The sequence below is a fragment of the Bosea sp. ANAM02 genome, assembly GCF_011764485.1.
In the GTDB taxonomy this organism is placed as follows: Bacteria; Pseudomonadota; Alphaproteobacteria; order Rhizobiales; family Beijerinckiaceae; genus Allobosea.
The window spans coordinates 1,239,647-1,266,440 of the sequence record NZ_AP022848.1; the positions used below are offsets into that span (position 1 = coordinate 1,239,647).

At 66.0% G+C, this 26,794-nt stretch carries 27 protein-coding genes; 10 read left to right on the forward strand and 17 right to left on the reverse strand.

The genetic code is table 11. The annotated features are described in order from the left end of the window. Nucleotides 1-128: 128 nt before the first annotated feature. The gene (locus OCUBac02_RS05990) at nt 129-848 is read left to right on the forward strand and encodes a hypothetical protein (protein WP_173044155.1); all 720 of its coding nucleotides are present in this window, start codon (nt 129-131) and stop codon (nt 846-848) included. A 656-nt stretch (nt 849-1,504) separates the two neighbouring features. Here OCUBac02_RS05990 and OCUBac02_RS05995 read toward each other — a convergent pair. Both OCUBac02_RS05995 and OCUBac02_RS06000 read right to left on the reverse strand, forming a co-directional pair. Continuing rightward, nucleotides 1,505-2,527 (reverse strand): hypothetical protein, encoded by a 1,023-nt coding sequence (locus tag OCUBac02_RS05995; RefSeq protein ID WP_173044157.1) that lies wholly within the window; start codon nt 2,525-2,527, stop codon nt 1,505-1,507. A 78-nt stretch (nt 2,528-2,605) separates the two neighbouring features. Further along, complete coding sequence (locus OCUBac02_RS06000) at nt 2,606-2,923, reverse strand: hypothetical protein (protein ID WP_173044159.1); 318 nt, start codon at nt 2,921-2,923, stop codon at nt 2,606-2,608. A 399-nt stretch (nt 2,924-3,322) separates the two neighbouring features. Here OCUBac02_RS06000 and OCUBac02_RS06005 point away from each other — a divergent pair, with 399 nt between their 5' ends. The 8 genes from OCUBac02_RS06005 (at nt 3,323) to OCUBac02_RS06040 (ending at nt 9,222) form a co-directional block, all read left to right on the forward strand. Continuing rightward, nucleotides 3,323-3,991: a PGN_0703 family putative restriction endonuclease gene (locus tag OCUBac02_RS06005; protein ID WP_173044161.1), complete on the forward strand. Its 669-nt coding sequence runs from the start codon at nt 3,323-3,325 to the stop codon at nt 3,989-3,991. Between the two features lie 80 nt (nt 3,992-4,071). After that, nucleotides 4,072-5,598, forward strand: a complete 1,527-nt coding sequence (gene istA, locus OCUBac02_RS06010; RefSeq protein WP_173043570.1) for an IS21 family transposase — start codon at nt 4,072-4,074, stop codon at nt 5,596-5,598. After that, complete coding sequence (gene istB / locus OCUBac02_RS06015; protein ID WP_173043572.1) at nt 5,580-6,308, forward strand: IS21-like element helper ATPase IstB; 729 nt, start codon at nt 5,580-5,582, stop codon at nt 6,306-6,308. The genes istA and istB overlap by 19 nt, the downstream gene beginning before the upstream one ends. Before the next feature lie 224 nt (nt 6,309-6,532). Next, a complete protein-coding gene (locus tag OCUBac02_RS06020; protein ID WP_173044163.1) occupies nt 6,533-7,297 on the forward strand; it encodes a hypothetical protein in 765 nt (254 codons plus the stop codon). Nucleotides 7,298-7,350: 53 nt separating this feature from the next. Next, nucleotides 7,351-7,746 carry a hypothetical protein gene (locus tag OCUBac02_RS06025; protein WP_173044165.1) on the forward strand — a complete coding sequence of 132 codons (396 nt, stop codon included), beginning with the start codon at nt 7,351-7,353 and terminating at the stop codon, nt 7,744-7,746. Between the two features lie 6 nt (nt 7,747-7,752). Further along, nucleotides 7,753-8,385 carry a hypothetical protein gene (locus tag OCUBac02_RS06030; protein WP_173044167.1) on the forward strand — a complete coding sequence of 211 codons (633 nt, stop codon included), beginning with the start codon at nt 7,753-7,755 and terminating at the stop codon, nt 8,383-8,385. Nucleotides 8,386-8,671: 286 nt separating this feature from the next. Then, complete coding sequence (locus tag OCUBac02_RS06035) at nt 8,672-8,881, forward strand: hypothetical protein (protein WP_173044169.1); 210 nt, start codon at nt 8,672-8,674, stop codon at nt 8,879-8,881. A gap of 59 nt (nt 8,882-8,940) precedes the next feature. Next, the gene (locus tag OCUBac02_RS06040; RefSeq protein WP_173044171.1) at nt 8,941-9,222 is read left to right on the forward strand and encodes a hypothetical protein; all 282 of its coding nucleotides are present in this window, start codon (nt 8,941-8,943) and stop codon (nt 9,220-9,222) included. Nucleotides 9,223-9,265: 43 nt separating this feature from the next. Here the strand turns inward: OCUBac02_RS06040 and OCUBac02_RS06045 are convergent, their stop codons facing one another. Both OCUBac02_RS06045 and OCUBac02_RS06050 read right to left on the reverse strand, forming a co-directional pair. Further along, nucleotides 9,266-9,475 (reverse strand): DUF2934 domain-containing protein, encoded by a 210-nt coding sequence (locus OCUBac02_RS06045; RefSeq protein ID WP_173044174.1) that lies wholly within the window; start codon nt 9,473-9,475, stop codon nt 9,266-9,268. Between the two features lie 149 nt (nt 9,476-9,624). After that, nucleotides 9,625-10,647, reverse strand: coding sequence for a bile acid:sodium symporter family protein (locus OCUBac02_RS06050; RefSeq protein ID WP_173044176.1), 1,023 nt, complete (start codon nt 10,645-10,647; stop codon nt 9,625-9,627). A 91-nt stretch (nt 10,648-10,738) separates the two neighbouring features. On the opposite strand from OCUBac02_RS06050, the gene OCUBac02_RS06055 reads away from it, so the two are divergent. Continuing rightward, entirely contained in the window at nt 10,739-11,641 is a 903-nt protein-coding gene (locus tag OCUBac02_RS06055) for a LysR family transcriptional regulator (protein ID WP_173044178.1), read from the forward strand. Here the strand turns inward: OCUBac02_RS06055 and OCUBac02_RS06060 are convergent. The 13 genes from OCUBac02_RS06060 to OCUBac02_RS06120 form a co-directional block, all read right to left on the reverse strand. After that, nucleotides 11,638-13,590: a MacB family efflux pump subunit gene (locus tag OCUBac02_RS06060; protein ID WP_173044180.1), complete on the reverse strand. Its 1,953-nt coding sequence runs from the start codon at nt 13,588-13,590 to the stop codon at nt 11,638-11,640. The two genes, OCUBac02_RS06055 and OCUBac02_RS06060, sit on opposite strands and share 4 nt — an antisense overlap. A 10-nt stretch (nt 13,591-13,600) precedes the next feature. Continuing rightward, complete coding sequence (locus tag OCUBac02_RS06065) at nt 13,601-14,806, reverse strand: efflux RND transporter periplasmic adaptor subunit (RefSeq protein ID WP_173044182.1); 1,206 nt, start codon at nt 14,804-14,806, stop codon at nt 13,601-13,603. Then, nucleotides 14,803-16,251: an efflux transporter outer membrane subunit gene (locus tag OCUBac02_RS06070; protein WP_173044184.1), complete on the reverse strand. Its 1,449-nt coding sequence runs from the start codon at nt 16,249-16,251 to the stop codon at nt 14,803-14,805. The genes OCUBac02_RS06065 and OCUBac02_RS06070 overlap by 4 nt, the downstream gene beginning before the upstream one ends. A gap of 223 nt (nt 16,252-16,474) precedes the next feature. Beyond that, a complete protein-coding gene (locus OCUBac02_RS06075; RefSeq protein WP_173044186.1) occupies nt 16,475-17,908 on the reverse strand; it encodes an NAD-dependent succinate-semialdehyde dehydrogenase in 1,434 nt (477 codons plus the stop codon). A gap of 264 nt (nt 17,909-18,172) precedes the next feature. Next, a complete protein-coding gene (locus OCUBac02_RS06080) occupies nt 18,173-18,988 on the reverse strand; it encodes an aspartate dehydrogenase (RefSeq protein WP_173044188.1) in 816 nt (271 codons plus the stop codon). Continuing rightward, entirely contained in the window at nt 18,985-20,112 is a 1,128-nt protein-coding gene (locus OCUBac02_RS06085; protein WP_173044190.1) for an alpha/beta hydrolase, read from the reverse strand. Before OCUBac02_RS06085 ends, OCUBac02_RS06080 begins: the two co-directional genes overlap by 4 nt. Then, complete coding sequence (locus OCUBac02_RS06090; RefSeq protein WP_173044192.1) at nt 20,099-20,800, reverse strand: ABC transporter ATP-binding protein; 702 nt, start codon at nt 20,798-20,800, stop codon at nt 20,099-20,101. Before OCUBac02_RS06090 ends, OCUBac02_RS06085 begins: the two co-directional genes overlap by 14 nt. Continuing rightward, nucleotides 20,800-21,552, reverse strand: coding sequence for an ABC transporter ATP-binding protein (locus OCUBac02_RS06095; protein ID WP_173044194.1), 753 nt, complete (start codon nt 21,550-21,552; stop codon nt 20,800-20,802). The genes OCUBac02_RS06090 and OCUBac02_RS06095 overlap by 1 nt, the downstream gene beginning before the upstream one ends. Continuing rightward, the gene (locus tag OCUBac02_RS06100; RefSeq protein ID WP_173044196.1) at nt 21,549-22,571 is read right to left on the reverse strand and encodes a branched-chain amino acid ABC transporter permease; all 1,023 of its coding nucleotides are present in this window, start codon (nt 22,569-22,571) and stop codon (nt 21,549-21,551) included. Before OCUBac02_RS06100 ends, OCUBac02_RS06095 begins: the two co-directional genes overlap by 4 nt. Further along, a complete protein-coding gene (locus OCUBac02_RS06105) occupies nt 22,564-23,478 on the reverse strand; it encodes a branched-chain amino acid ABC transporter permease (RefSeq protein WP_173044198.1) in 915 nt (304 codons plus the stop codon). Before OCUBac02_RS06105 ends, OCUBac02_RS06100 begins: the two co-directional genes overlap by 8 nt. Nucleotides 23,479-23,668: 190 nt before the next feature. Next, complete coding sequence (locus OCUBac02_RS06110) at nt 23,669-24,835, reverse strand: ABC transporter substrate-binding protein (protein ID WP_173044200.1); 1,167 nt, start codon at nt 24,833-24,835, stop codon at nt 23,669-23,671. 182 nt (nt 24,836-25,017) lie between these two features. Further along, nucleotides 25,018-25,569 (reverse strand): 3-hydroxyanthranilate 3,4-dioxygenase, encoded by a 552-nt coding sequence (locus tag OCUBac02_RS06115; protein WP_173044202.1) that lies wholly within the window; start codon nt 25,567-25,569, stop codon nt 25,018-25,020. Between the two features lie 33 nt (nt 25,570-25,602). Further along, a complete protein-coding gene (locus OCUBac02_RS06120) occupies nt 25,603-26,577 on the reverse strand; it encodes a dihydrodipicolinate synthase family protein (protein WP_173044204.1) in 975 nt (324 codons plus the stop codon). Nucleotides 26,578-26,794 lie beyond the last annotated feature (217 nt).

A 26,794-nucleotide genomic window follows, 5' to 3' on the forward strand; every position in this document is an offset into this window, starting at 1 on the left:
ATTTGCATAAGCGCTTTCTCTGCGCTCTCCCACACTTCTGGCGGCAGCCGATACAGGCCAATTTAGTCCCAGCAAGCGGCCGATTTGGGGTATCGGTCGGCTTCTCTACGCGTGAGGTCGTTGATTGGATGGACCAGAATTCCGTTGAAATGGCGATTAGCCTGCTAGCCAACAACCTGCGGCTCTACGCCGAGGCACAAGTCAAGTTTGCGGAGTTGGTTCGCATTGATCGCGAGGAAGCAATCAACAACGTTGACAGGGCATTCGAAGCAAATCTGGAGGGCTTTCATACACTCTATGATGTCTCGAGGAATCAGTTCGATTATTTTGCCCATGCGGACACGACGCTGGTGATTGCCATGCGCAACGCGATCCACCACCGAGATCATCCTTTATTCCGAAGCCTGTTCTCCGAAATATTTCTCCATGCGGCGCCCCGGAGGTGGCTAGGCGCAGAGTTTTTGCTGGCGCGATATCAGGTTTCCGGCAACCCAGCGGAACACTACTTCAGGTTGGACGATTTTTGTCAGCGCTTGGATCCGGCTGTGAGCTCGCGATACCTTGATACTTTTCTGCGTGACGAGAGGGCGCGGCGACGTTTTCAATTGATCGCCTCAGAGCTTTCTTTCGATAAGATTCGCCGGAAAGCAGATCGAGAGCGATACCCGATCTCCCAAGTCTATCTGGACATCGTTCCGATCTTTATTTCGGCCGTTGGGCGCGTTTTTAAGGGAATGCACGCTGCAGGAATGGCGTTCCGAGGTTATGATGCAGACACCTACCTCGCCCATTTCTGTGATGTAGAGGTTGATTTGCAGGCCTTAACGTTTGGCGCCATGCGAATCTAAAGGTGGGGCGCCCCTGAGGGCGATCTGCGGCTCTGCAAATGCGGTAACGAATGCCTGTGCCGGTAAACGTTGACCGCAAACGCTCTGGGACTGGCGCCGGAATGACGTGAAACGTGCTGTGAGAAGCCTGCGTCGGCATCGATATGTTTCCATACCCCCTCCAATCACCTGATGGACACTTCCGCCTGCTCTCCACCCTCCGGCACACCACCTCTCTCCACCTCACTCTCCCTCTACACCTTCCCTTCCCACGCTTCCCCAGCCTAGACAGCCCACCTTACCCAATCACACTTGCCGATGGTCCGCTCGCTCTCGGCTGCCCCACGATGACCGCCGAGATCACCAGCGTTACCAAAATCAAGGAGGCAATCAGCCTCCGGCAGGGCCAGAATATGAGCGGTAATATGATACCTCAATCTGTTGGCTAAGTCCTTGAAAAGACGAAGCCCAGAAACCGTCGACAGCCCTGTCCTTCCAAAGCTCCTTCGTTCGCCTTCCAATTCTCGATTATGGAAGCCCAATTGGAAGCCACGCCACGTCCTTCATCATCAGGGCTTTCACACACACGAACTCGCGTTCATCCCGCCCGAGAAGGCCGAGGCGTTCAAGGTGTGGGCGCCGGCCTGAGACAGTGCCCAGGCCGGCGCCCTTCATCGTCAGGCGTCGAGTGAGTTCAGCAGCGACAGTCGCGCAGCTTCATCCTCGGCCTCTTCGATCTCACGACGACGCCGTTCGAGTTCGGAGCCGTCGTAGAGCCGATCCAGTTCGTCGTCGTCCAGGAAGCGAGACCGGAACCTTACCGCCCTCTGGGCCTTCGTCCAGATGTTGCGCGAGCCAGAGGCAAGCTGGGCGCAATGCACCGGCGATTTCAGGATGAACGGATTGGATTTGAAGACGGCGCGCGCCTCGATCCATCGACCATCGTCCAGCCTGAAGCGGTCGTCCTCGCCCAAGCTCTTCGTGACGTATCGGAACCAGGCCCAACAACGCGCCACCTGATCGCTTTCCGACCGGCTCTTGTTGATCTTAACGACGAAAGCCTCGGGCGGGATCCAGCCCCGCTTCGTCAGCCGGGCCAGGCAGCGCGGCGCCCACACCTTGAACGCCTCGGCCTTCTCGGGCGGGATGAACGCGAGTTCGTGGGTGTGAAAGCCCTGATTCCGACCGTTCTCGTGCACGTAGATGTAGAAGTGTTGCGAACTCATGACCCTGGACCGCTTCGTGAAGCGCATCCTCGACCGATCCGTCGCATCACCGATGTCCAGCCACTTGCCGACCTCATGGTTGAAGAGCGTCAGCACGCGCGTCGCCGCGGCATGGTCGCGGACGCCCATCCGTTCCCAGAGGATGGTCATATGGGCGTTCATCACCACCCCGTAATGCCTCATGCAGAACGAGACGGCGCCATAAAGATCGGCGACATCCGGCCCGGTCAGGATCGGATGCCGCGGCTTCATCGACTGGACGACGGGGTGAAACGGGTTGCCGGGCACGGGCATCCCCGTGAACGGAGCTCGCGGCAACGGCGGCAGGTTCATGAAGTCGCCGCCGTTCGCCTTCACGCGCTGGATATAGGCGCGGATCGATCGGCTGAGATCATCGGTCGGTTCATGGTCCGGAGGAACGTACAAGAAGGCACCGCGCTCGGGCGTGCTATGCGGCATTTCGATATAGGGCATGGTTCGGAATCCGATTGGGAATGCGGGACGAAACCGGCGCCGCAGATCGGCGCCGACCTTCGTGAGAGCGGGAGAGCGTCAGTTGTTCGTGTCGTCGAACAGGCCGGGGCGCTTCCAGAGCGGCGACCGGCGCTGAGGCTTGAACTTTGCCCGCACGGCTTTCGGCCGCCCAATGATCGGGGTCGGGGCGATCCGTTGTGCGACCAGCGCGCCGTGGAACGTGCCACTTGCCCTGTCGATCAAGGCCCTGATGTCAGGATCGCACCTGTCGAGCGTGTCGAAGGCGGCATGGAGAGCCCGGCCGAGATCGTCCTCGTCGACATGGTGAGCGAAGGCGCTTGCGGGCGTGTATTGCACCGATGCGCGGAGACGGGCGAGTGCCTCGTCCCGGCTCATCAAAACGGAGGTGCAGCCGTCTGACACGGGAGGCGTCGGCGTGGCCCCAGGACAGGTTTTGACGTCGACATCGATGGCTACGAAGAGGCTAGGTAAAGTTGATTTGGACACTCGGGTTCCTCTGGCGCAGAGGATCACCAAGGCTCCGGGATCGAAACCGATCGGCCCTACTGCCTATACATATAGTGTTTTCGGGCCTTTCCCTCGCACGAGACCCGGCCGTTTTCCTAAGATTCGCAAGAATGGTGCGCGCCACGATGGTAACGCTACCCGTTTGTTGCGCGTCTATTTTGTGCGCCGCGCTGACTTGGACCAAATTTCCGAGACGGTCGGCTGCCCGTAAATTCCGCACTCCGGCCGATGAACCTCTGCCCTCGATCCGCTCGGCAGGAGGCCTTCTTGGCGCCCGATTACCTCGACCCGCTCCCGTTCGTCCCGCTGTTGCCGGAGGAGCTCCTCCGCAAGCATCATGTCCACGAACCGCTGGACCACCGCTTCCGCTCGGCCGCGCGCCTGCTCCAGGCGATGTGGCGCGAGGACCGCGAGCTGCCGATCGGCCACTACCGCGTCGAGGGTAAGCGCAAGAAGCTCGGTTCCCGCATCAGCCACGTCGCCGCGCGTGCAGGCGCCAACTTCATGGCCCCGGCCATCACCGCGCTGGTTCGTCGCGAGGTCGCCTATCGCGAGCCCGCCGCGATGATCGACGAGGGGCGGCTCTACGGCAATCTGCTGAGCTCGATGCCGCTGGCCTTCAACCTTTTCGGCCTGCTCAAGCTCGACCTCGCCTTCGCCTCCCGCGTGCTCGGCGAGCTCTTCCCCGACCTGGTCGGCGCGCAGGTCCGGGCCGTGCTGTTCGAGCACTCGCCCGGCCGCGGCAATCCGGCGCTGACCGGCGACCATTCCGCCTTCGACGTGCTCCTCCGCTACGAGACGCCGACCGGACACAAGGGCTTCGTCGCGATCGAGTTGAAGTACAGCGAGTCTTGCCAGGAACCAGTCCCGGCGATCCGGCCGCGCTATGACGACCTCGCCAACGTTGTGAGATCGCCTGCAATGTTGGCCCCGTGAGGGGCGGTTATCGCTTTGAAGGTTAGCCCCCCTGTTATCGGCTGCGGCTGATCCTTCCGTCTTTTCGGAAGGGTCCGGGGATGACGGGTGTGGAGACGATCGGTCGGATCCGGTTCGAGCATTTCCAGAACGGCAAGGGGATCAAGCGGATCGCGCGGGAACTCGGCCTCGCGCGCGACACGGTTCGCAAAGTGCTCCGCTCCGGCGCGACCGAGTTCATCTACAAGCGCGAGGTCCAGCCGCGGCGGAAGCTTGGAGCCTGGGTCGATACGCTGACGGCGATCCTCGAGGCCGAAGACCGGCTGCCGCGGCGCGAGCGACGCTCAACGATCCGGCTGTTCGAGGAGCTGCGCGGGCGCGGCTACGACGGAGCCCATGACAGCGTCCATCGGTTCGTGAAGGCCTGGCGTGCCGATCGCGCCCGGCTGCCGGCGCAGGCCTTCATTCCGCTGCGCTTCGATCCCGGCGAGGCCTATCAGTTTGACTGGAGCCACGAGGCGATCGAACTCCACGGGCTGCCCGTGGTGGTGAAGGTCGCCCAGATGCGACTGGCCTATAGCCGGATGCCGATCGTGCGCGCCTATTTCCGCGAGACGCAGGAGATGGTCTTCGACGCGCATGACAAGGCCTTCGCCTTCTATGGCGGGGTCTGTCGGCGCGGCATCTACGACAACATGAAGACCGCGGTGGAGACCGTCTTCGTCGGCCGCGCCCGGGAGTACAACCGGCGCTTCCTTCAGCTCTGCTCGCATCACCTCGTCGAGCCGGTGGCCTGCACGCCGGCGGCCGGCTGGGAGAAGGGCCAGGTCGAGAACCAGGTCGGCACGATCCGCGATTTGCTGTTCCGCCCGCGACCGAAGGTGAAGACGCTCGACGAGTTGAACGCCTGGCTCGCCGACCAATGTGTCGCCTACGCTCGGCGGGCCAAGCATCCCGAGTTCCGCGATCGGTCTGTCATTGAGGTCTTCGAGGAGGAGAAGGCGCGGCTGATGCCGTATCTGGGCCCCTTCGCCGGCTTCGTCGAGAAGCCGATGCGGGCGACCACGACCTGCCTGATCACGCATGATCGCAACAAGTACAGCGTCGATGCCCGAGCCGCCGGCCGCGCCGTGCTAGTGCGCGCCTATGCCGACCGGATCGTTGTGTTGCTCGATGGCGAGACGGTCGCCGACCATCCCCGCAGCTTCAAGCGCGATCAGGTCGTCTATGATCCCTGGCACTATCTGCCGGTGCTGATGCGCAAGCCGGGTGCTCTACGCAATGGCGCGCCGTTCAAGGACTGGGATTTGCCGGCGCCGCTCACCGTGGTGCGTGAGAAGCTGCGGCGTCATGTCGATGGTGACCGTCAGTTTGTGAAGATCCTCGGCCGCGTCCCCGAGGACGGCATTGCCGCTGTGGCGGAGGCCTGCACCGAGGCGCTCGCGGCCGGCATCGCCAGCGGCGACGTCGTCATCGCGATCCTGGCGCGCCGTCGCCAGCCGCCTGTTCCAGCCAGCATCACCACACCCAACGCCCTCAGGCTCAAGACCGAGCCGGTCGCCGACTGCGCCCGATACGACAACCTGCGCAAGAGAAGGGAAGCCTCGCCATGGAACGCCACCAACTGATCGAGGCGATGACCAGCCTCAAGCTCTACGGCATGCGCGCCAGCTTCGACGAGATCGCCGGCAAAGGCCTGAACCGCCGCGAGGAGATCTATCCCCTGCTGGCGAGCCTGATCCGCGCGGAGCTGACCCATCGCCAGTCGCGTTCAATCAACTATCGCATCAGCGGCGCCAGATTCCCGGTTCTGAAGGATCTCGATGCCTTCATCTTCGACGACACGCCGGTGGACGAGGGACACATCCGCGAGCTCGCCACCGGCGAGTTCATCGACGCCAGGCGCAATCTCATCCTGATCGGCGGCACCGGAACGGGAAAGACCCATCTCGCCATCGCGATCGCCGCCGCCGTCATCCGGGCGCGCGCCCGCGGCCGCTTCTTCAACCTCGTCGACCTGGTCAATCAGCTCGAACAGGAGAAGGCCGCCGGCAAGAGCGGACGCATCGTCGAAGCCCTGCTGCGCCAGGATCTCGTCGTCATCGACGAGCTCGGCTATCTGCCCTTCAGTCAGGCCGGCGCGCAGTTGCTCTTCCACCTGATCAGCAAGCTCTACGAGAACACCTCGATCATCATCACCACCAATCTCGCCTTCGCCGACTGGCCCCAGATTTTCACCGACGCCAAGATGACGACTGCGATGTTGGATCGGCTCACGCATCACTGCGACATCATTGAGACCGGCAACGAGAGTTGGCGCTTCAAGAACCGCGCCTGAACGCTCCCGAGACCTTCGCGAGCTGGACGCCGAAATCGCCCCGGCCCAGCAACCCTGACCAGCTCAGCCGGGGCGATCCCGGCACGTCCGACCAGGCTTGCAGGGGGGCTAGCCTTCAATGCGATAAGGGGGCTGCCCTTCAACGCGATTTGACACTGCTGCCCGACAGCGTGCCGACCTCAGTCGCGCGGGCTTTCTTGTTTGGCACGTTCGGATTGGGCGTCGTGTTCGCGCTCTACGGCAACGCCTGGTATCTCGACTTTGTCCGCAAGCGTTGGGAAGCGCTACGCCAGGAACCGGACCAGGCCGCAGCGCTGGCGAGGGCAAGACAGACTGGCGGCGTCCATCTCGTCGCGCCGATCGTCGCGTTCGCCCTCGTCATCGCCGCGGTGGTCGTGCCGCATCTCAATCTGCCCAGTTGGGGCGGTGGCTCGGTCGCGCTGGTCCGCGACGGCTACATGACCGGCTATTCCAGCACGACCATCGGCAAGGCGCTCGCCGCCAGCTTCGACCATGCGGAGTGGCAGTCGTTCACGTCCGACAAGGGCGCGACGGTGGTCAAGTTCACGGGCAAGATCAATGCGAGCCTGCACGCCAACGCGATCGAGCAGCTCATGCGGCCGGTCAACGAGGCCGCGACCGACAACGACATCAACACGCGCTACGGCAGCTACGACACGTTGCTGCCCTACTACCAGACCGCGATCGAGCATCTGAAGGCCCGGAACCGGCTTCAGCCAATCGCAGACAAGCATGGCTGCGCGCAGTCGGCGACGCAGGCGTCTTGCGACGCGATCCGCGCGACCTTCACGCTCATGCGCGAGGTTGTCGAGACCTGGGCCGAGGATGCCTATTGGCCGGTGGGCGAGCCGGTCGAGATCCAGTGGACCGTCAATCCGGACGGACGCAGCTTCAGCCTGGCCAGCATGAACAGCAATGCGTGGAAGGGGAAGCCGTTCAGCGACATCTTCGCCGTGCTCTACGACTGAGCGAGCCCCGCGCCAGCGACCCGCATCCCTTCGTCCAAACGCGAGGCTCGACCATGCGCCTGCCACTCATCATCGCCGCCTGCATGGTGGCCACCGCCGCCGTTGCCCAGGTGCCGCGGATCAAATGGCGGCCGATGGACTTTCCGCCGACCACGACGATGGAAGCGACCGTCCAGGGTGCGAAGCGCGGCCTTGGCCCGTTCCGCATCTTCTATGAGTTCGCCAAGATGCAGAACTGGTCCTGCGCATTCGACAATGCTGGCGGGCCAAGCTCCGGCCCTTCGACGCTGAGTTGCCGGGCGCCGAACAAGCCTGCCTGGGATTTTTACGTCGAGCACTATCCCGACGAGAAGCGGCTGGTCTTCGTCGAGGGCAATTTCGCGGGCAAGCCGCGCACGGGTGAGCAGCTCGGCGCCTTCCTCGCCTTCACCTTCCAGAACATGAAGTGAGGCCCCATGCGACTGTCTATTCAAACTGCCTTCGTTCAATCGGCAATAGTCGGCATAGCCCTGGCGTGCCTCGGCAGCAGCCCGAGTCAGGCGCAGGCGCCGGCCGCGCCGCAACAGAAGGAGCTCGCGGCCACGGTCACTTCCTATTGGACGACGACTAAGACTGGCGCGCTGCGCGACAAGAAGATCTACGGCCGCTTCGCCTTGCACAAGGACGCCGGCAGGCTGCTCAACCAGATGAACTTCATCTGCCCGAAGAACCGGCGCACCTACGCGCATCTCACCATCTATCTGGACGACATGATCGCGCTGGGCGTGCCCTATAAGCCGGCCCACGGCAAGATCGAGGGGCAGTTCGCGATCGACGGGAACGGCGCCATCACGCTCGCGGGCGAGTCGATCGACACCGAGCTGTTCTTCGACAGGACGCCTGCGAACGTGAACGAGATCGACCGGGTCTTGAACGCCAAGCGCATTCAGCTCCGCGTCGGGGAAACCCAAATTGCCTACGACACCAATCCGAAGTTCGAGGAGCTCATGCGCGAGCTCTTGGCCGAGAGCGCAGGCGCGACCGGCTTCTTCAGCACCGAGGCCATGCTCGCCGATTGCCGCAAGTACCGTGGGGAAAGCGCCCGGTAGGACGCTCTCAGCGGGCTCGACGGTGGGCCACAGGAGTGGTACACACGATCAAAATCAGCGGCTTCTAAGCTATTGATTTTGCATATCTCTCGGCGCTGGAGGCCCAATCCCTCCCTGTCCGCCATTCACTTCCCCTTCTGATTTTTCTCGCATCGCTCCCGAAGCGTTCGGTCGCCATCTCGCATGGCGAGCGCATTCGCCATTCAATCGCGCCAATGCCGGGCGGGGTTGAAATGCACGCGAATTTTGCGGCTGGATAGCGGATCCCACAGCAAGGAGGAATCCAATGAGATTGGCGCTCGCCATCATCACCTTGGCTCTCACCGGCTGCAACGCCACGCCGGACGCCCATCATCCCGCGACGGATTACACCGTCGGAACGGAACGATGCTCGAAGTTCGGCTGGGGCACGTCCCAGATGGCCGAATGCCTGGACCGTGCCGCCGAGCGGCAGTCTGCCACGGTTCCGCAGGACAGCGCCGGCGCAGCCGGCTAGCGTTTGGGATGGCGCGACCGGGGTTGCACCCGCCCCTCAGGCGCGGCAAAGATGAGTCTATGATCAGGATCTCGATTGTCGCCAGCCTGGTTGCCGTCCTGGCCGCCGGCTGTGTTTCATCCCGGCCCAGGCCCGTCGCGCAGCCTGCGGCTACGCCTGCCAAGCATATCGTCCGTGACGGCGCGCAACTCGTCCTGCCGGACGGCACGCGGGTCACACCGGACTATACGGGCGGCTTCACCTTGCCGAACGGCGATTATGTGAAGCGCGAGCGCGGGGCGCTGGTTTTGCCCACGGGCGCGCGCTGCCAGCCCAGCTCGAACGGTTACGCCTGTCCCTGACGGCATTCGGGCGGCGTTGATGCGCCGCCCGCGAGCCTGTTCGTCAAGCTGCGTTCGACGCTTGCCGTGATCTCTTCGTCGTTCCGGAGGTGTCATCCGAATCGTCGAGCACGTGGTTGTGGCTGCGGAACGCCCAGATCTCCTTGGCGGCTTCCCAATGCTCGCGGTCGCGGCCCTCGGGCTGCCCGTCCTTGATCCAGAGCTGATAGGCGATCTTGCGGATTTCGTGCTGGGTCTTGTCGTCCTGCTTCATGTCTCGCCTCCATGATCGCTCCCCGATGCGCATCGGGGAATCCTGGTTTCGGAGAGGGTGACGGCTGAGCCGTGCTCGGGAACAACCGCGGACCGGCCGGGTTGTTCCCGCGCGCGATCAAACATCCCGCCGGGAGACCGGGCGGTGATTCATACCTCTGCGGTGGCCAGTTCCGTTTCGCCAGGCAACTCGGCCGGAGGAGCAGTAGGGCGGCGGGCATAGCGCTGAGCGAGCACGGCGCAGGCGAAGAGCTGTGCCTGATGGAACAGCATCAGCGGCAGTACGATCAGGCCGAGCGCTTGGCCGGGGAACAGAATGTTCGCCATCGGGATGCCGCTCGCCATGCTCTTCTTCGAGCCGCAGAAGACGATCGCGATCTCGTCTTCCTTGGAAAAGCCGAGGCGTCGGCTGGCGATGGTGGTGATTGCCAGCACGGCGGCAAGCAGGACGACGTCGAGGGCGATGACGAGGCCGAGATCAGCCAGCGTGACCTGCGACCAGATGCCGGCAACCATGCCCTCGCTGAATGCGGCATAGACGACGAGCAGGATCGAGCCACGATCGACCAGCGAGATCGGCGCCTTGTGGCGCTGCAGGAACGGCCCGATCCAGCGGCGCAGCAATTGCCCCACCAGGAAGGGGAGCAGCAATTGCAGGGCGATGCTCTCGACGGCACGCGTGCTGAAACCGCCGCCCTTCGAATCGAGCAGCAGAACGACCAGCAGCGGTGTCAGCACCATGCCGAAGAGGTTGGAGACCGAGGCGCTGCACAGGGCTGCCGCGACATTGCCGCGCGCGATCGAGGTGAAGGCGATCGAGGACTGCACGGTCGAGGGCAGGATGCAGACGAAGATCAGCCCAGCGATCAGTTCCGATGGCAGAACCCCGGAGAAGACGCGGGCGAGCCCGAGGCCGAGCAGCGGGAACAGGATATAGGTGCTGGCGAAGACCAGCGATTGCAGGCGCCAATGCAGCAGACCTTCCCAGACTGCCGTCGGCGACAGCCGCGCGCCATAAAGGAAGAACAGCAGGGCGACCGCGATCGACACGGCGTCATTGGCGACCACGGCGCCGTCACCATGGGCGGGGAAAAGTGTGGCGATCGCGACCGTCGCCATCAGGGCGATCAGATAGGGGTCGATGCCGAAGCGGGCGAGGGTGCGGCGAAGCATGGGCAGTCCTTCCGATGCGGTGCCGCGTTTTAATCCCTCACCGGTTCATTGTGATCCATGTTGGCCTCGATATCGGCTATCATGAGGCATGATGACGTTCGATTCCGATCCGAAGCCGCTCGATCCCGTCCTGCTGCAGAGCTTTCTCAGGGTTTGCGAGACGCTGAGCTTCACCGAGGCCGCGCGCCAGCTTGGCCTGCGCCAGTCTTCGGTCAGCCAACATGTCGCGCGGCTGGAGAAGCGGCTGGGCCGGCGGCTGCTGGAGCGCGACACCCATGGCGTGCGCCCGACGCCGGATGCGGACGCGATTCTGCCCTTCGCACGGCAGGCGCTGGAGGCGGGGCAGCGGATCGAGCGCTATCTCGCCGGCTCGACGCTGCGTGGGCGGCTCCGGCTCGGAGTTTCCGAGGATTTCGCCTATACGGCGCTGCCGGAAATCCTGGCGGCCTTCGCCATGCAGCATCATGCGGTCGATCTGGAGCTGACGGTGGGACTCAGCGGCCTGCTCTACGAGCAATATGACGCCGGCGATCTCGACCTGATCTTCGCCAAGCGGCGCAAGGGTGACGCGCGCGGCGAAGTCGCCTGGCAGGAGCGCCTGGTATGGGCCGGCCGGCCGGGCGCAAGGCTGGCCGAGCAGCCGGTCGTTCCGCTCGTGCTCTATCCCCCGCCGAGCATCACGCGGGTCCATGCGATCGAGACGCTGGAGCAGGCGGGGCGTGCCTGGCGCGTCGCCTGCACCAGCGGCAGTCTCGCGGGCCTGCGCGCGGCCACGGTGGCGGGCCTCGGCATCACCGCGCATTCGGCCCGGCTGATCCCGCAGGGGCTCGCCGAGGTCGAGCCGCGCGAGGCGCTGCCGCCATTGGGGACGATCGAGTTCGTCGTCATCGGCGGCCAGTCGCATCAGGCCGCGGCGCGGGCGCTCGCCGACAGCATTCTTTCGAGTGCCGGGAGGCTGATGCCAGAAGCGCCGCGCCGCAGCGGGCGCGGTTAGTCCCGCGCCAGCGCCGCGACCGGATCGAGCTTCGCGGCGTTGCGGGCCGGCAGGAAGCCGAAGGTCAGGCCGATCAGGGTCGAGCAGGCGATGGCGACGGCGAAGGCCTCGCCCGAATAGATGAATCGCATCTGCGTGCCCGAGGCCTCGAAGCCATACCCGATGGCGAGCGCAAGCCCGATGCCGAGTGCGCCGCCGATGAAGCAGACCAGCGAGGCCTCGATCAGGAACTGCTGCATGATGTCGCTGCGCCGCGCGCCGACCGCCATGCGCAGGCCGATCTCGCCGGTGCGCTCGATCACCGAAACCAGCATGATGTTCATCACGCCGATGCCGCCGACGAGCAGCGAGATGACGGCGATCGAGGAGATCATCAGCGTCAACGTCCGGGTTGTGGCGGTGATGGTGTTGCGGATCTCGTCCTGGTTGAAGATGAAGAAGTCCTTGGCGCGGTGGCGATGGGTCAGGAGTTCGGTCACCGCCTCCTGCGCCGCGGCCATCGGCGTGTCGTCGTCGACGCGCAGCGTGATCGAGCGCAACGAGAGATCGCCGAGGAAGCGGCCCTGCACCGCGGTATAGGGCAGGAAGACCTGCGGGTTCTGGCTGCCGCCGAAGCCGCCCTGTTGCTGGCGCATCACGCCGACGATGCGGCAGGGCACGGCGCCGATCAGGAAGACCGTGCCGATCGGGTTGGCCGTGCCGTTCGGGAAGAGCACGCCCAGCGTGTTCTCGTCGATGACGACGTCCTGCGCCAGCGCGCGGACATCCTCGGCGGTGAAGAAGGAGCCGCGGGTCAGCACGCTGCCACGGACGTCGAAATAGCGCTCGCTGACGCCGTTGACCTGTGCCGTCGCCTCGACATTGCCGAGGCGGATCGTTGCGCTCGTCGTGACCGTCGGCGTCACGCTCGCCGCATAGGGCTGCGCGGCGAGGACCTGCGCATCGAGCACGGTCAGCGTCTTGACCCGGCCGGAGCGCGTGTCGCCGAAATTCGCGCCGGGAAATATCTCCAGCGTGTTGGTGCCGAGGCTGGAGATGTTCTGCAGCACGTTCTGCTTGGCGCCTTCGCCGAGCGCGACGACGCTGACCACGGCCGCGATGCCGATGACGATGCCGAGCATCGTGAGAGTCGTGCGCAGCTTGTGGGCGGCCATCGCCCGCATCGCCATGCCGAAGGCTTCCTTGAGGCGGCTGAAGGCAGCCCGCATTCGCCCCGCCGGGGCCGGGACGGGGGAGGGCGGCGGCACGGCTTCCGCGCGCGGTGCGGTCCGCCGGTCATCGATGATCCGGCCGTCGCTGAGCTCGATGATGCGATGGGCGCGGCCTGCGACATTCATGTCGTGGGTGACGAGGATGACAGTATGGCCCTCGCGGTTCAATTCCTCGATCAGCGCCAGCATCTCCTCGCCGCTCTTGCGGTCGAGCGCGCCGGTCGGCTCGTCGGCGAGGAGGACGCGGGCGCCGTTCATCAGGGCGCGCGCCACCGAGACGCGCTGCTGCTGGCCGCCGGAGAGCTCGGAGGGGCGGTGCGTCGCGCGCGAGGCCAGCCCGAGCCGGTCCAGCAGCTTGGCGGCGCGGCTCTGGCGCGGGCCGGGCGGCACGCCGGCATAGATCGCGGGCACCTCGACATTGGCGAGCGCCGTCAGCTCGGAGAGCAGGTGATAGCGCTGGAAGACGAAGCCGAAATATTCGCGCCGGAGCCGGGCCAGCTCGTCCGGGTCGAGGTCGCGTGTCGGTCGGCCGTCGATCTCGTAGCTGCCGCCGGTCGGGCGATCGAGGCAGCCGATGATGTTCATCAGCGTCGACTTGCCCGAACCGGACTGGCCGACGATCGCGACCATCTCGCCGGCCTCGATGACGAGATCGGTACCGTCGAGCGCCGCGACCGCGGCCTCGCCCTCCCCGAAATCGCGCCGGACGCCGGCGAGGCGGATGAGCGGCTTGCCCATCGCGCGCGCCTCAGAAGCCAAAGGGCGAGCGCCGGGCACGCGTCGGACGCGTCGCATCCGGGCCGCCGCTGCTGCGGGTGGTGACGACGCGCTCGCCCGCCTTCAGGCCGGAGGTGATCTCGACCACGATCTTGTTGTCGAGCCCGGTCGTAACCTTGCGTTGCTCAGGTTTGCCGTCGGCGCCGAGGATATCGACGAAGCTGTTGGGGCCGCGGCGCCGGACGGCGGTCGACGGGACGGTGACGACGTTCTGCGCGCGGCCGACGATGACGGTGACTTGCGCCGTCATCGAGGTCAAAAGCCGGCCTTCCGGGTTCGGCACCTCGAACAGGGCGTTGTAATAGACGGCGCTCGTACTGGAGGCGGAGGACGAGCTGCTCGCGCTCGACGAAGAGGTCATGTTCTGCGTCTTCAGGGTATCGGGCGCGGGCTCGACATAGGAGATCTTGCCGGGGAAGCGCCGCTCCGGCGCGCCGAGCACGCTGAAATAGACCTCCTGCCCGGCCTTGACGCGGAGCACGTCGGCTTCAGAGATCTTGGCTTTGACCGTCATGGTCGAGACGTCGCCGAGCACCACGACCGTCGGCGCGGATTGCACCGCATTCACCGTCTGGCCTTCCTGCGCGACGATGGCGAGCACGGTGCCGGGGCTCGGTGCGGTGATGCGGGTATAGCCGAGCTTGGCGCGGGCATCCTCGACCTTGACCTGGCTCGAGACGATCTGCGCATCGAGCGACTCGATCTGGGCGCGGGTCACGCTCACCGTCATCTCGGCATTCTCGAAGGCGTCGCGCGAGACGGCGTTCTGGCCGACCATCTGCTTCTGGCGGGCGAGCACAGCCTGGGCATAGGCGAGGCTAGCGCTGCGCTCGGCGCGCTGGGCCTTGAGCGCGGCGAGGTCCGCCTCGGCCGAGCGCAAGGCGTTCTGCTGAGTGATGCCGTCGATCTCGGCGATCAAGTCGCCCGTCGCGACATTGTCGCCGAGCTTGACCTTGAGCGAGGTGATGCGGCCGGTCGCCTGCGCGCCGACGCTGACCTGCCGGACCGGCTCCAGCGCGCCGGAAGCGAGCACGGCCTCCTCGACATTGCCCATCACAGCTTCGGCGCTCGGCAGGCTGACGGTCTCGGCCGGCGAGGGCTGGCTGGCTTGCCACCAATAGTAGCCGCCGGCGGCCGCGAGGATCAGGGCGGGGATAAGGAGGCAACGCAGCCTCATGGTTGCGGCTCCTCGACGGGGAGAATGCGCAGGCGCAGGCCGGTCTCGCCGTCGACAACGGCCGGCGTCGAGACGACGACCGGCCTGAGCCAGCCGCCGCCCAGCGCCTTGTTGAGCGCGATGAAGCTGGTCGCGAGCGCGACCCGGCTCTGGATCAGCGATTCCTCCGATGCGTAGAGCGTGCGTTGGGCTTCGAGCACATCGAGGAAGCTCGCCGTGCCCGCCGTATAGAGCGCGCGGGACAACCGCGCCGCTTCGCCGGATGCACGGGCGGCTTCGGTCAGGCTGCCGAGCCTGAGCCGCTGCTGCCGCAGGCCGACGAGATTGTCCTCGACATCCTGCAACGCGGTCAGTACCGCGAGGCGCAAGGCCGCGTCCTGCTGGTCGCGCCGGGCGCGGGCGGCATCGACCGCCGCCGCAAGCTCGCCGCCATTGAAGATGGGGACGCTCAGGCTCGGGCCGATCGACCAGCCGATGGCGCTGTTCTTGGCGAGGTCGCCGAGCTTCAGCGCCGAGGTCGAGATATTGCTGGTCAGCGAGACCGACGGATAGCGATTGGCCTCGGCCTGGCCGATCCGGGCCGTGGCTTGCGCGAGCTGGCGCTCGGCCGAGCGGACATCCGGGCGGCGGCGGAGCACGTCGGCCGGGATGCCGGCGCGCGGCGGGGCCGGCGTGCCGGGCACCGTCCCACGGCGGCTGAAATAGCCGGCCATCGCGGCCGGCGGGCGGCCGGTCAGCACGGCGAGACGGTGCTGGCTCTGGGCGAGCGAGGCTTCGAGCGCGGGAATCTGCGCTTCGGTGCTGGCGGCTTGCGCCGTGGCGCGGGCCGTGTCGATCGCGGAGATGTCTCCGGCCTGGAAGCGGGTGCGGGTCAGCGCCTCGGTCTCGCGCTGCGTCTTCGCCGTGCTGCGGGCAAGGACGATCCGCGCCTGCAGGCCGCGCGCCTCGACATAGGTCGAGGCGACGTCGCCGATCAAGGTGAGCATGATCGTGCCGAGATCGTCGAAGGCGGCATCCGTGCCATAGGTCGCGGCCTCGACGGCGCGGTCGCGCGCGCCGAACAGGTCGATTTCCCAGGAGGCGTCGAAGCCGGCGCGGAAGCTGTTGCGGGTGACCGTCGAGGAGCGCGAGCGCGTCGCCGAGGCGCCGCCATCGACCTGCGGGAAAAGGGCACCTATCGCCTGCTCGCGCGCGGCACGGGCTTCGCGGATGCGGGCCTTGGCCTGCGCGACGTCGAGATTGCCGGCAATGGCCTGATCGACCAGCGCGTTCAGCGTGGGGTCGCGGAAGCCACGCCACCATTCGCTCGGCCTGGGCGAGGTCTTGCCGGCGGCCGCCGCGTTCCAGCGCTGCGGCAGGTCGAGCGCTGGCTGCGCATAGTCCGGCCCCACAGCGCAGGCGCCGAGGCTCAACGCCAGCAGAGACAGGAGGGGGATGCGAATCATCGCCGCCAGAATGCCGGGAAAACCCGGAGTCGCCAGCTTTCCACCCCGTCCATGCGCGATAATTCGTCCCTATGGCATTCCTGCCAGCAGGATAACCGCTCAGCCTGTTCGGCGCATTGCGGCCTCTGTCGTTTCGCGTTTCACAAAAACGCGAAACGACAGAGGCGATTTGTTCGCTGCATTTTCTTCACGCGAACCGGTGTCCACTTCGCTTGAAAATGCTTCAGATGACCATCCTGTGAGACAGGGTCTTCACGGTCATGTAATGCGCCAGCCCCTCGGCGCCACCCTCGCGGCCATAACCACTGTCCTTGACGCCGCCGAAAGGCACCTCGGCAACGGAAGCCTCCAGCGTGTTGATCGAGACATTGCCGGCCTCGATGCCTTCGGCGAGCTGATCGGCGCGCGCCGCAGAATGCGTGAAGCCATAGGCCGCGAGGCCGAAGGGCAGGGAGTTGGCCTTCTCGATCGCTTCCTCGACCGTGCGGACGGGGTTGATGATCGCCATTGGGCCGAAAGGCTCCTCGCGCAGCGCGCGGGCATCGTCCGGCAGTTCGGTGAGGACGGTCGGCGGGAAGAAATAGCCGCGATTGCCGAGCCGCTCGCCGCCGGTCAGCACGCGCCCGCCGCGGGCCCGTGCATCGGCCGTCAATGCTTCCAGCGCCTCGATGCGGCGATGGTTGGCGACCGGGCCCATCTCGGTTACGGCATCGAGGCCGTTGCCGACGGTCACGGCCTGAGCCTTGGCGACGAAGGCCCTGGTGAAGCGCTCGTAGATGTCCTGCTGCACGAAGAAGCGCGTCGGCGAGGTGCAGACCTGGCCGGCATTGCGGACCTTGCGGGTGGCCGAGAGATGGGCGGCGGCGACCGGATCGACATCGTCGCAGACGATCACCGGGGCATGGCCCCCGAGCTCCATCAGCACCGGCGTCATATGGCGTGCGGCCAGTTCCGAGAGGTGCTTGCCGACCGCGGTCGAGCCGGTGAAGGCGACGAGGCGGGTCTGCGCCTGCGGGATGAGATAGCTCGAAATCTTGGCGGGGATGCCGAAGACGAGGTTGAACACGCCGGGGGGAACGCCGGCATCGTGCAGGGCGCGCGCGATATGAAGGGCGCCGGCCGGGGTCTCCTCGGCGGCCTTGATGATGATCGAGCAGCCGGCCGCCAGCGCGCCCGCGATCTTGCGGCAAGGCTGGCTCATCGGGAAATTCCAGGGCGAGAAGGCAGCGACCGTGCCGACCGGCTGGTGCATCACGACATAGCGGATGCCGGGCTCGCTCGGGATGACGCGGCCATAGGCGCGCTGGCCCTCGGCCGCATCCCATTCGAAGAACTCGCAGCCCCTGACCACTTCGAGCCGGGCCTGCGCCAGCGGCTTGCCGTGTTCCAGCGTGATCGCATGGGCGATCTCCTCGACGCGCTCGCGCATCAGCGCGGCCGCCTTGAGCATGATCTCGGCACGAACGCGCGGGGCCATGCGGCTCCAGACCTTGAAGCCCTCGCCCGCGGCCGTCAGCGCATCGTCGAGGTCGGACTGGGCGGCGAGCGGCACCGCGCCGATGACGCTCTCGTCGGCCGGATTGAGCACGGGCTGCTCCTGCGCCGTCTTCCGCCAGGCGCCGCCGATATAGAGCTTGAGATCGGGATAGGTCGTCATGGAAGCCTCGGCTGGCGATGCGTTCAGCGGTCTCTGCGCGGCGTTTACGCCGGTCTCATGGGGACCATAGGTGGCGGGTCATTCTGTGATCCAGTCGGCTAAATCAGATAAATTCAGATTGATCTCGTTATGAATGATAGAGCTACCCTCTTGTCGTTCCGGACAAGCCGCAAAGCGGCGCAGATCGGGAATCCGCCCAAGGGCGCGGCGCCCGTCGTGGATTCCGGGTCTCCGCTTCGCTGCGCCCGGAATGACAAGAAAAGGTCAGCGAACCAGCGTGCGCACGCGGTTCTCGATCAGCCTCACCAGCCCGAGCGCCGTCATTTCCGAGGATTTCGGATTCGTGGCCCGCGGGCGGTTCTCGATGGCGATATCGAGCTTGCCGAAGGCGCCACGCGCGCTGAGCTGGTGGCCGTTCCCGCCGGCGGCGGGATCGGCGACGAGTTCGACGCGGGTGCGGTCGAGCCCGATGCCGGCGAGCGCCGAAATCACCGCGACATTGGCGTTCTGCGGAAAGCGCGAGGCGGCCTCGCGGGCGGTGCCGGAGAAGAAGGTCGTCGCTTCGGTGATCTCGTCGAGCACGATCAGGCTCTCGGCCGAGGTCCCACGCCAGGCGGCCGGCGGCTTGACGATGCGGTGAACGACCGCGTCGAGGGGCAGCAGGGAGGCGGCCGCAATGCCGTCGATGCCGGCGAGCGCGCCGGGCGGGATCAGGAGCTGGCTGCCGCTGCTCTCGGCGGCAGCGATCAAGCGGGCAAGCAGGGCGTCGTCGCAGAAGGCGCTGGTCGAGGCGACGGCGAAGGCCGGCGCCGCTCCAAGCGCTGCCTCGCCCCAGATGCCGAGGGCTTCGCGCCCGGCAGCCTCGACGATGAGGTCGAGGTTCAGGCCTGTCAGTTCGTCCGGCGTCGTGATCAGCTTCGCGCCGCCCGGGATATCGCCGGCTGCGGCAGGGTTGCGGACGGCGACAATGGCAATGGTGATGTCGCCTCCGCTTCGCTCTGCCAGCAGCTCCGCGACGCGGCGGTTGATGGCGCCCCAGCCGATCAGGGCGAGGCGCAGCGGCTTGCGAGGTTGCGTCATGAGCCTTCCGCCGTTTGCAAGGCGAGATCGAGCAGGGCGCCGCCGTTCAGGCCTTCCAGCATGCTGAAATGGTGGCCGGGGCAGATCAGCGGCGACTGCGCCTGCCATGTCGCGGCGAGCGCGGCCGATTGCGCCTTGAAGGCGTCGCTCTCGCCTTCGCCGACCGCGAAGGCGATCCGTGTGGCCGTGGGGCGTGGCTGGGCGATGGGGCTGAGCCTTGTGGCGCGAGCGGTATCGTCAAGCCCGAGCAGGCGGCCGAGCGGCAGATGGCCGAGCGGGTCGAGATGATAGAGGCCGGAGAGCAGCAGGGCCGAGGCGATCGGCGGTGCGTCCGGTGCGCAGAGCGTCATGGCGGCGAGATGCCCGCCGGCCGAATGGCCGGAGACATGCAGGCTGCCGGCGTCGAGCCCGAGCGCATCGGCTTCGCGGACGAGGAAATTCAGGGCGGCGGTGCACTGGGCGATGCTGCCTTCCAGCGGCATTTCCGGCGCAAGCCCGTAGTTCGGCATCGCGATGGCGTAGCCGGCATCGAGCAGCCCTTGCGCGAACTGGGCATGCTGGACCTTGTCCGAGGCCTGCCAGTAGCCGCCATGGATGAAGACGAAGATCGGCGCGCGGGCCGCGCCGGCCGGGCGGTAGAGGTCGAGCGTCTCGAAGCGGCCAGGGCCATAGGCGAGGTCGACCCCGCCATGGCGAGCGCGGAAGGCCTCGCCGTCGCGGCTCCATTGCCGGAACAGCGCCTTCATGTCGGCCTGCAGGCGCGGGCTGTATTGCCGGCCGAGCTCGCGCAGCGTGTAGCCGTCGACCAGCGCGTCGGGCAAAGGCTGTGCGGCGGCATGACGGGCGCGGATGGTCAGGCCGGGTTCGGTTCTTGGCTGAAGGCGGATTGGCGGGCGGAAGCCGGCGAAGGTCTCGCGATAGGCCAGTTCGACGGTATGGCGGGAGACATGGAAGGCCTCGGGCCGGTCAGTCTCCCAGACCATCTCGCGCAGATGATGCGGGCCGCAACTTGCCGCGACGAGCCCGGCGAGGATATCGCCCAGCGCATCGCGCAGGGCCTCGACCGGGTCGGTCTCGGCGCTGTGCGCGACGATCTCGTGAAGGGCCGTTTCAGACGCCGACATAGCGATGCACCAGTTCCGCGTTACCGGCGAGGTCGGCGCTCGTGCCCGACCAGACCGTGCGGCCCTTCTCGATGATGTAGTGCCGGTCGGCGATGCGCTTCAGCACGTTGATGTTCTTGTCGATCAGCAAGATCGACTGGCCCTGCGCCTTCAGCGCCTCGATGCAGCCCCAGATCTCGGCCCGGATTACCGGAGCCAGGCCTTCGGTCGCCTCGTCGAGGATGAGGAGCTTGGGATTGGTCATCAGGGCGCGGCCGACTGCGAGCATCTGCTGCTCGCCGCCCGAGAGCGTGCGGGCGGACTGGCCGGCGCGCTCCTGCAGGCGCGGGAAGAGCGCGTAGACCCGTTCCAGCGTCCAGGGCGAGGAGCGCTTCAGGCGGTTCGAGGCGGTGGCGACAAGGTTTTCGCGGACGGAAAGCGTCGGGAAGACCTGCCGGCCTTCCGGCACGAGGCCGATGCCGCAGCGGGCGATCTTCTCGGGCGCGATGCCGCGGACATCTTGGCTCTCGAAGCGGATATCGCCGCCCTTGGGCGCGAGGAGGCCCATGATCGAGCGGACGGTCGTGGTCTTGCCCATGCCGTTGCGGCCGAGCAGGGTCACGACCTCGCCCTCGGCGATATTGAGCGCGACATCGAACAGGACCTGGCTTCGGCCATAGGCGGATTGCAGGTTGCGCACGCTCAGCATCAGGCGTCTCCCTCGCCGAGATAGGCGGTGCGTACCTCCGGATTGTCGCGGATCTGCTCGGCCGTGCCGGTCGCGATGACGCGGCCGTAGACCAGCACGGAGATGCGGTCGGCCAGTGCGAAGACGGCCTCCATGTCGTGCTCAACGAGGAGCATGGTGACGCGGCCTTTCAATGCCGAGAGCATCGCGACCATCTGCTCGCTCTCGGCATGGCCCAGGCCCGCCATCGGCTCGTCGAGCAGGAGGAGACGCGGCTCGCAGGCGAGCGCGATCGCGAATTCGAGCTGCTTCTGTTCGCCATGGGAGAGATCGGCGACCTTGATTTCGGCGCGGTGGCTGAGGCCCGCGGTGGTGAGATGCTGGCGGGCGCGGGCACGTAAGGCGCCGTCGCGGCGCGCATTGCCGAAGAAGCGGAAGCTGTGGCCGTCATGGGCCTGCACGGCGAGCGCGACATTGTCGAGCATCGTGAAGTCCGGCAGGAGCTGGGTGATCTGGAAGGTGCGGGCAAGGCCGCGCCGCACGCGCTGGGCGGTGGGCAGGGCGCCGATATCCTCGCCCGACAGCGTGATCGCGCCTTCGTCATGCGAGAGTTCGCCGAAGAGCTGGGTCAGCAGCGTGGTCTTGCCGGCGCCGTTGGGGCCGATCAGCGCGTGGATTTCGCCATCGCGGACATCGAGATCGACGCCGTCTGTGGCAATGAGCCCGCCGAAGCGCTTGCGCAGGCCGCGCACGGAGAGGAGCGTCGCGGTCATGGTGCGCTCCTGCCGAGGCCGAGGCGCGCGAGCAGGTCGTTGAGCCCGCCCTGGGTAAAGAGCACGACGAGGAGCAGGATCGGCCCGAGCACGAGCTGCCAATGCTCGGTCCAGCTCGTCAGCACGGTCTCGAGGATGACGAGGGCGGCGGCGCCGAGCAGCGGGCCGAGCAGCGTACCGACGCCGCCGAGGATGACCATGATCATCAGCTCGCCCGACTTGGTCCAGTGCAGCATGTCCGGGCTGACGAAGCGCAGGTAGTTCGCCATCAGCGCGCCGGCGAGGCCGGCGCCCATGCCGGAGATGACGAAGGCGGCGAGCTTGTAGCGGTAGGGCGCGATGCCGATCGCGGCCATGCGCCGCTCGTTCTGGCGGATGCCGGCCAGCACCATGCCGAAGCGCGAGCCGACGATGCGCCAGAGCGCGAGGAAGACCAGCGCCGCGATGGCCAGGCAGATGAAATAGAAGGTCACGTCATCGCGCGTGTTGAGGTCGAACAGCGCATTGCGGCGGCGGATCGTCATGCCGTCATCGCCGCCATAGGCCTTGAGCGAGACGAAGAGGAAGAACAGCATCTGCGCGAAGGCGAGCGTGATCATGATGAACTGCACGCCGCTGGTGCGAAGCGAGAGCGCGCCGATCACGCAGGCGAAGAGGCCGGCGACGAGGATCGCGGCGGGCAGCGCGACCAGCAACTGGTCCGTGCCGGGAATGAAGCCGAGGAAGAACGCGTCGTCGGAGAAGGTCCGGTAGAGGATGCCGACGGCATAGCCGCCGATGCCGAAGAAGGCGGCGTGGCCGAACGAGACCATCCCGCCGAAGCCGAGCGCGAGGTTCAGGCTGGCGGCGGCGATGGCGTAGATCAGGACGCGCGTCGCCAGGGGCACCAGCGCCGGCTGGCCGATCGCCTTGACGATAAAGGGTAGGGCGATCAGCGCGACGGCGAGCGCCAGCAGCGCGGCGATGCGGCCCGGTGCGGGCGCCGCCGAATCCGTGCGGTTGATGGCGTTGTCAGACATGGGCGGGGAAGAGTCCCTTGGGTCGCACCAGCAGCACGATCGCCATCAGCAGGTAGATGCCCATCGAGGCGAGGCCGGCGCCGAGCGCATCGGCCTCCGAACCGGTCATGACATGGCGCAGGAGCCCGGGCGCGAAGGCACGCAGGGAGGTATCAACGAGGCCGACGAGCAGCGCGCCGAAGAAGGCGCCGCGGATCGAGCCGACGCCGCCGATCACCACCACGACGAAGGTCATGATCAGGATCTGCTCGCCCATGCCGACCTGCACGGCGAGGATCGGCCCGGCCATCAGCCCGGCGAGGCCGGCGAGCAGGGCGCCGAGTGCGAAGACGGCGGTGTAGAGCAGGCGGATATCGACGCCGAGCGCGCGCACCATCTCGCGATGCGTGGCGCCGGCCCGCACCAGCATGCCGACGCGGGTACGGTTGATCAGCAGATAGAGCCCGAGCGCGACAAGGAGGCCGACCGCGATGATCGCGAGGCGATAGACCGGATAGGTCAGGCCGGGCAGGAGCTGGACCGAGCCGTTCAGCGCCGGCGGAACCGAGACGAAGAGCGGCTGGCGGCCGAAGAGCAGGGTCACGCTCTGGTTGAAGATCAGAATCAGCGCGAAGGTCGCCAGCACCTGGTCGAGATGGTCGCGCGCGTAGAGCCTTCGCAGCACGACAAGCTCCATCACCATGCCGATGAAGGCTGCCGCGGCGAGGCCCGCCAGAACGGCGAGAAGGAAGGAGCCGGTCTGCGCCGCGGCGAAGGCGGCGGCATAGGCGCCGACCATGTAGAGCGAGCCATGGGCGAGGTTGATCACGCCCATGATGCCGAAGATCAGCGTCAGCCCGGCCGCGAGCAGGAACAGCATCACGCCGAACTGCAGGCCGTTGAGCAATTGTTCGAGAACGAGCGTCATTGTTTTTGAGGCTAGAGTGCGCCGCCTTCGGGTCGAAACACCGATGTTATTCCAGTTTCGTCATGCTCGCCCTTGTGGCGAGCATCCACGCCTTGAACACCGATCTCGATGAAGGAAGACGTGGATGGTCGGGACAAGCCCGACCATGACGAAAACGTAAGCGGCCTTGGTCGTGAACCGGTGTGGTTCCTCAGAGTTTGCAGTCCTTGGCGTAGACGTCGCCATGGTTGCTCAGCACCTTGGTGCCGGTGGTCTTGAGCACCGGCGCGCCGTCGGCGCCCTTCTCGACCTTGAGCGCGTACCAATCCTGCACCGGGTGCTGGTTCGGGCCGAACTTGAAGGCGCCACGGACCGACTGGAAATCGGCCTTGGCCAGCGCCGTGCGGAGCGCCGGCACGTCGGTCTTGCCGCCGGTTGCCTTCAGGGCAGACGCGATGGCAAGCGCGGCGTCGTAGCCCTGGCTGGCATAATAGGTCGGGGCGCGGTTATAGGCCTTGGTCCAGGCCTCCATGAACTTCTTGTTGGCGGCGTTGTCGAAATCCGAATTCCAGTGCGCGGTGACGCTGAGGCCGAGCGCGGATTCGCCGACCGCCTTCAGCGTGGTGGCGTCGAGCGAGGGCTCGGCCAGCACCATCGGCGTCTTACCGAGCAGGCCGGCCTGCTGGTACTGGCGCAGGAAGGCGATGCCGAGGCCGCCGGGATGGAACTGGAAGACGACGTCGGGATTGGCCGCGCGGATCTGCGCCATCTCCGGGGCGAAATCGGTCTGGTCGAGGCGGGTATAGACCTCGCCGGCGATCTCGCCCTTGAACATCCGCTTGAAGCCGGTCAGCGCGTCCTTGCCGGCCTGGTAGTTCGGGGCGAGGATGAAGGCCTTCTTGTAGCCGAGATTGGTGGCGTATTGGCCGGCGCTCTCGTGCAGGCTGTCGTTCTGCCAGGAGACGACGAAATAATTGGCGTTGCACTCCTTGCCGGCAAAGTTTGAGGGCGCGGCATTGGGGCTGACATAGAGCGCGCCGGAATCGACGATATCCGGCACGGTGGCGCCGGCGACGTTCGAGAAGACGATGCCGGTGAAGATCTTGATGCCGTCGGTCTTCAGCATCTTCTCGGCGATCTGCTTGCCCTGGCCGGGCTTGAGCGCGTCATCCTCGACCATCAACTCGACCGGCACGCCGCCGAGCTTGCCGCCCTCCAGGTCGATGGCGAGCTTGAACGCGTCGCGGATGTCCTGGCCGAGATAGCCGCCGGGCCCCGAGAGCGTGGTGATCATGCCGATCTTGACCGGCTGCTGGGCCAGTGCCGTGGAGGCCGCCAGCGTGGCCGCGATGCCGAAAAGCAATCCGCGCAGTTTCATCATGGACTCCAGTCGTTCCGTTTTGCCTCTGAGATGGTTCGACGCGGCGTTTCTGCGCCGCCGCGCTTAGGCGTATTTCGGTGCAACATCACTGCGCCCCGGCCGGGACGCAAGGCGCCGCTGCCCGTTATCCAAGCACGGCCTCCGCTGGAAGAGGGAGCCCGTCTTTCGATGCGGCAGCGTCAGAGCGCGACCCAGCCGACTGGGGGCTTGCGGCCGGGATGGAGCGCGCCGCAATGCTTGCAGGTGCGGGCCTTCTCGTCGGAGAAGAAGGCTTCATAGAGCGGCGGCAGGTCCTTCACGAGGTCCTTCACCTTCAGCTCGATGCGATGCACGAGGCCCTGGCACTCGAAGCAGTACCATTCGAAGCCGTCGACCTGGTCGCCATGGCGGGCCGGCTCGACCACGAGCCCGATCGAGCCTTCCTGCGGGCGCTGCGGGGAATGGCGCACATGCGGCGGCAGCAGGAAGACGTCGCCCTCGCGGATCGTGACGTCGTAATGCTTCCCGTTGTCGACCAGCTTCAGCATCATGTCGCCCTTGAGCTGGTAGAAGAATTCTTCCACCGGGTCGTCATGATAGTCGGCGCGCTGGTTCGGGCCGCCGACGACCATCACGGTCATCTGGCCGTCGTCGAACACCTTCTTGTTGCCGACCGGCGGCTTGAGCAGGTGCTCGTGCTCCGCGATCCATGTCTTGAAGTTGAAGGCCTTGAGCCGTCCTTCGGTCGCCATGATTCCCACTCCCGTCTTCGTTCGTGAAATTGGTCAGCCGGCCTTCGCGAGCGGCGCCTTGCCCAGGCCGCAGGCCTCGAAGGCGGCGCGCGTCGCGGCCTTCTCGGCTTCGCTCAGTTCCAGCATCGGCGCACGCACGCGTCCGCCGACCTGGCCGAGCAGCTCCTGCCAGTATTTCTGGTGGGAATGCGGCTTCTCGGCCGGGCGTGTGTTGCGCAGCGCCTCGCGCACCGGGTTCAGGCTGTCGCGGATGGCGCGGGCCTTCTCGGCCTCGCCGCGGAAGGCGAGGTCGGTATAGTCCCGCATGCGCCGGTCGTTCGCCGTCTGGATCAGATAGGGCGGGGAGGAGCAGAGATAGAGCTGCCAGCCGAGCTCGAGGATGTTGTCGAGCCATTCCTCCTCGGAGGCCGTGCTGACCAGGATGCGGTCGCCGGCCAGCCGCGTGAGCTCCGCATACATCGGGCGCGGCACGCTGTACTTGATCGCGACGACGTTCTCGATATCGGCGAGCCGGTTGCAGAGCTGCGGGCTCATCAGATAGCCGGAATCGGGGTGGCTCCAGAGCGCGATGCCGATATCGACCTTCTCGGCGATGGTCCGGTAATACTCGTAGAGCGTTTCGTCCTGCGCCTTGAAGAAATGCAGGATCGGCGCATGCACGACGATGTAGTCGGCGCCGATTTTCTGGGCATGCTTCGCGAGGTCGATGACCACGTCCATGTTCTGGTCGGAGCAGGACATGATGGTCTGGCCGCGGCCGGACGAGGCCTCGACCGCCAGCTCGAAATTGCGCTTGCGCTCCTCCAGCGACATCGAGAAGAACTCGCCCTGCTTGCCGGCGATGAACAGGCCGTCGATCCCGAGGTCGTCGAGCCAATGGCGGATGTTCTGGCGGAAGCCGTCCTCGTCGATCGCGAGGGTATCGGTGAAAGGCGTGAGCGCGGCCGCCCAGATGCCCTTCATATGAGCGCGGGCATATGCCTTGGCGTCCTTCTTGGCGTATTTCATCTGGCCGGCTCCCGCATTCCGGAGCGGTTCGGGCGCAAGCGGCTTTCGCGAGGCGCAACCATTCAGCGCCGTCATCCGAAATGGCCTTGCCCGACAACCTCTCCCAGGCAGCCCGGCCTACATGCCGGGCGATGAGGGATGATGGCATGAGAGCCGGGGTATACGGCAACTCGCAACATTCGTATGAATTCGGAAGCTATCCTTATAAATCGAGGCG

Excerpts from the sequence above, each read along its gene's own strand:
- OCUBac02_RS05990 (WP_173044155.1), top strand. The coding sequence starts at position 129 with ATGGACCAGAATTCCGTTGAAATGGCGATTAGCCTGCTAGCCAACAAC.
- OCUBac02_RS05995 (WP_173044157.1), bottom strand. The coding sequence starts at position 2,527 with ATGCCCTATATCGAAATGCCGCATAGCACGCCCGAGCGCGGTGCCTTC.
- OCUBac02_RS06000 (WP_173044159.1), bottom strand. The coding sequence starts at position 2,923 with ATGAGCCGGGACGAGGCACTCGCCCGTCTCCGCGCATCGGTGCAATAC.
- istA (WP_173043570.1), top strand. The coding sequence starts at position 4,072 with ATGACGGGTGTGGAGACGATCGGTCGGATCCGGTTCGAGCATTTCCAG.
- istB (WP_173043572.1), top strand. The coding sequence starts at position 5,580 with ATGGAACGCCACCAACTGATCGAGGCGATGACCAGCCTCAAGCTCTAC.
- OCUBac02_RS06025 (WP_173044165.1), top strand. The coding sequence starts at position 7,351 with ATGCGCCTGCCACTCATCATCGCCGCCTGCATGGTGGCCACCGCCGCC.
- OCUBac02_RS06030 (WP_173044167.1), top strand. The coding sequence starts at position 7,753 with ATGCGACTGTCTATTCAAACTGCCTTCGTTCAATCGGCAATAGTCGGC.
- OCUBac02_RS06035 (WP_173044169.1), top strand. The coding sequence starts at position 8,672 with ATGAGATTGGCGCTCGCCATCATCACCTTGGCTCTCACCGGCTGCAAC.
- OCUBac02_RS06040 (WP_173044171.1), top strand. The coding sequence starts at position 8,941 with ATGATCAGGATCTCGATTGTCGCCAGCCTGGTTGCCGTCCTGGCCGCC.
- OCUBac02_RS06045 (WP_173044174.1), bottom strand. The coding sequence starts at position 9,475 with ATGAAGCAGGACGACAAGACCCAGCACGAAATCCGCAAGATCGCCTAT.
- OCUBac02_RS06050 (WP_173044176.1), bottom strand. The coding sequence starts at position 10,647 with ATGCTTCGCCGCACCCTCGCCCGCTTCGGCATCGACCCCTATCTGATC.
- OCUBac02_RS06055 (WP_173044178.1), top strand. The coding sequence starts at position 10,739 with ATGACGTTCGATTCCGATCCGAAGCCGCTCGATCCCGTCCTGCTGCAG.
- OCUBac02_RS06060 (WP_173044180.1), bottom strand. The coding sequence starts at position 13,590 with ATGGGCAAGCCGCTCATCCGCCTCGCCGGCGTCCGGCGCGATTTCGGG.
- OCUBac02_RS06065 (WP_173044182.1), bottom strand. The coding sequence starts at position 14,806 with ATGAGGCTGCGTTGCCTCCTTATCCCCGCCCTGATCCTCGCGGCCGCC.
- OCUBac02_RS06070 (WP_173044184.1), bottom strand. The coding sequence starts at position 16,251 with ATGATTCGCATCCCCCTCCTGTCTCTGCTGGCGTTGAGCCTCGGCGCC.
- OCUBac02_RS06075 (WP_173044186.1), bottom strand. The coding sequence starts at position 17,908 with ATGACGACCTATCCCGATCTCAAGCTCTATATCGGCGGCGCCTGGCGG.
- OCUBac02_RS06080 (WP_173044188.1), bottom strand. The coding sequence starts at position 18,988 with ATGACGCAACCTCGCAAGCCGCTGCGCCTCGCCCTGATCGGCTGGGGC.
- OCUBac02_RS06085 (WP_173044190.1), bottom strand. The coding sequence starts at position 20,112 with ATGTCGGCGTCTGAAACGGCCCTTCACGAGATCGTCGCGCACAGCGCC.
- OCUBac02_RS06090 (WP_173044192.1), bottom strand. The coding sequence starts at position 20,800 with ATGCTGAGCGTGCGCAACCTGCAATCCGCCTATGGCCGAAGCCAGGTC.
- OCUBac02_RS06095 (WP_173044194.1), bottom strand. The coding sequence starts at position 21,552 with ATGACCGCGACGCTCCTCTCCGTGCGCGGCCTGCGCAAGCGCTTCGGC.
- OCUBac02_RS06100 (WP_173044196.1), bottom strand. The coding sequence starts at position 22,571 with ATGTCTGACAACGCCATCAACCGCACGGATTCGGCGGCGCCCGCACCG.
- OCUBac02_RS06105 (WP_173044198.1), bottom strand. The coding sequence starts at position 23,478 with ATGACGCTCGTTCTCGAACAATTGCTCAACGGCCTGCAGTTCGGCGTG.
- OCUBac02_RS06110 (WP_173044200.1), bottom strand. The coding sequence starts at position 24,835 with ATGAAACTGCGCGGATTGCTTTTCGGCATCGCGGCCACGCTGGCGGCC.
- OCUBac02_RS06115 (WP_173044202.1), bottom strand. The coding sequence starts at position 25,569 with ATGGCGACCGAAGGACGGCTCAAGGCCTTCAACTTCAAGACATGGATC.
- OCUBac02_RS06120 (WP_173044204.1), bottom strand. The coding sequence starts at position 26,577 with ATGAAATACGCCAAGAAGGACGCCAAGGCATATGCCCGCGCTCATATG.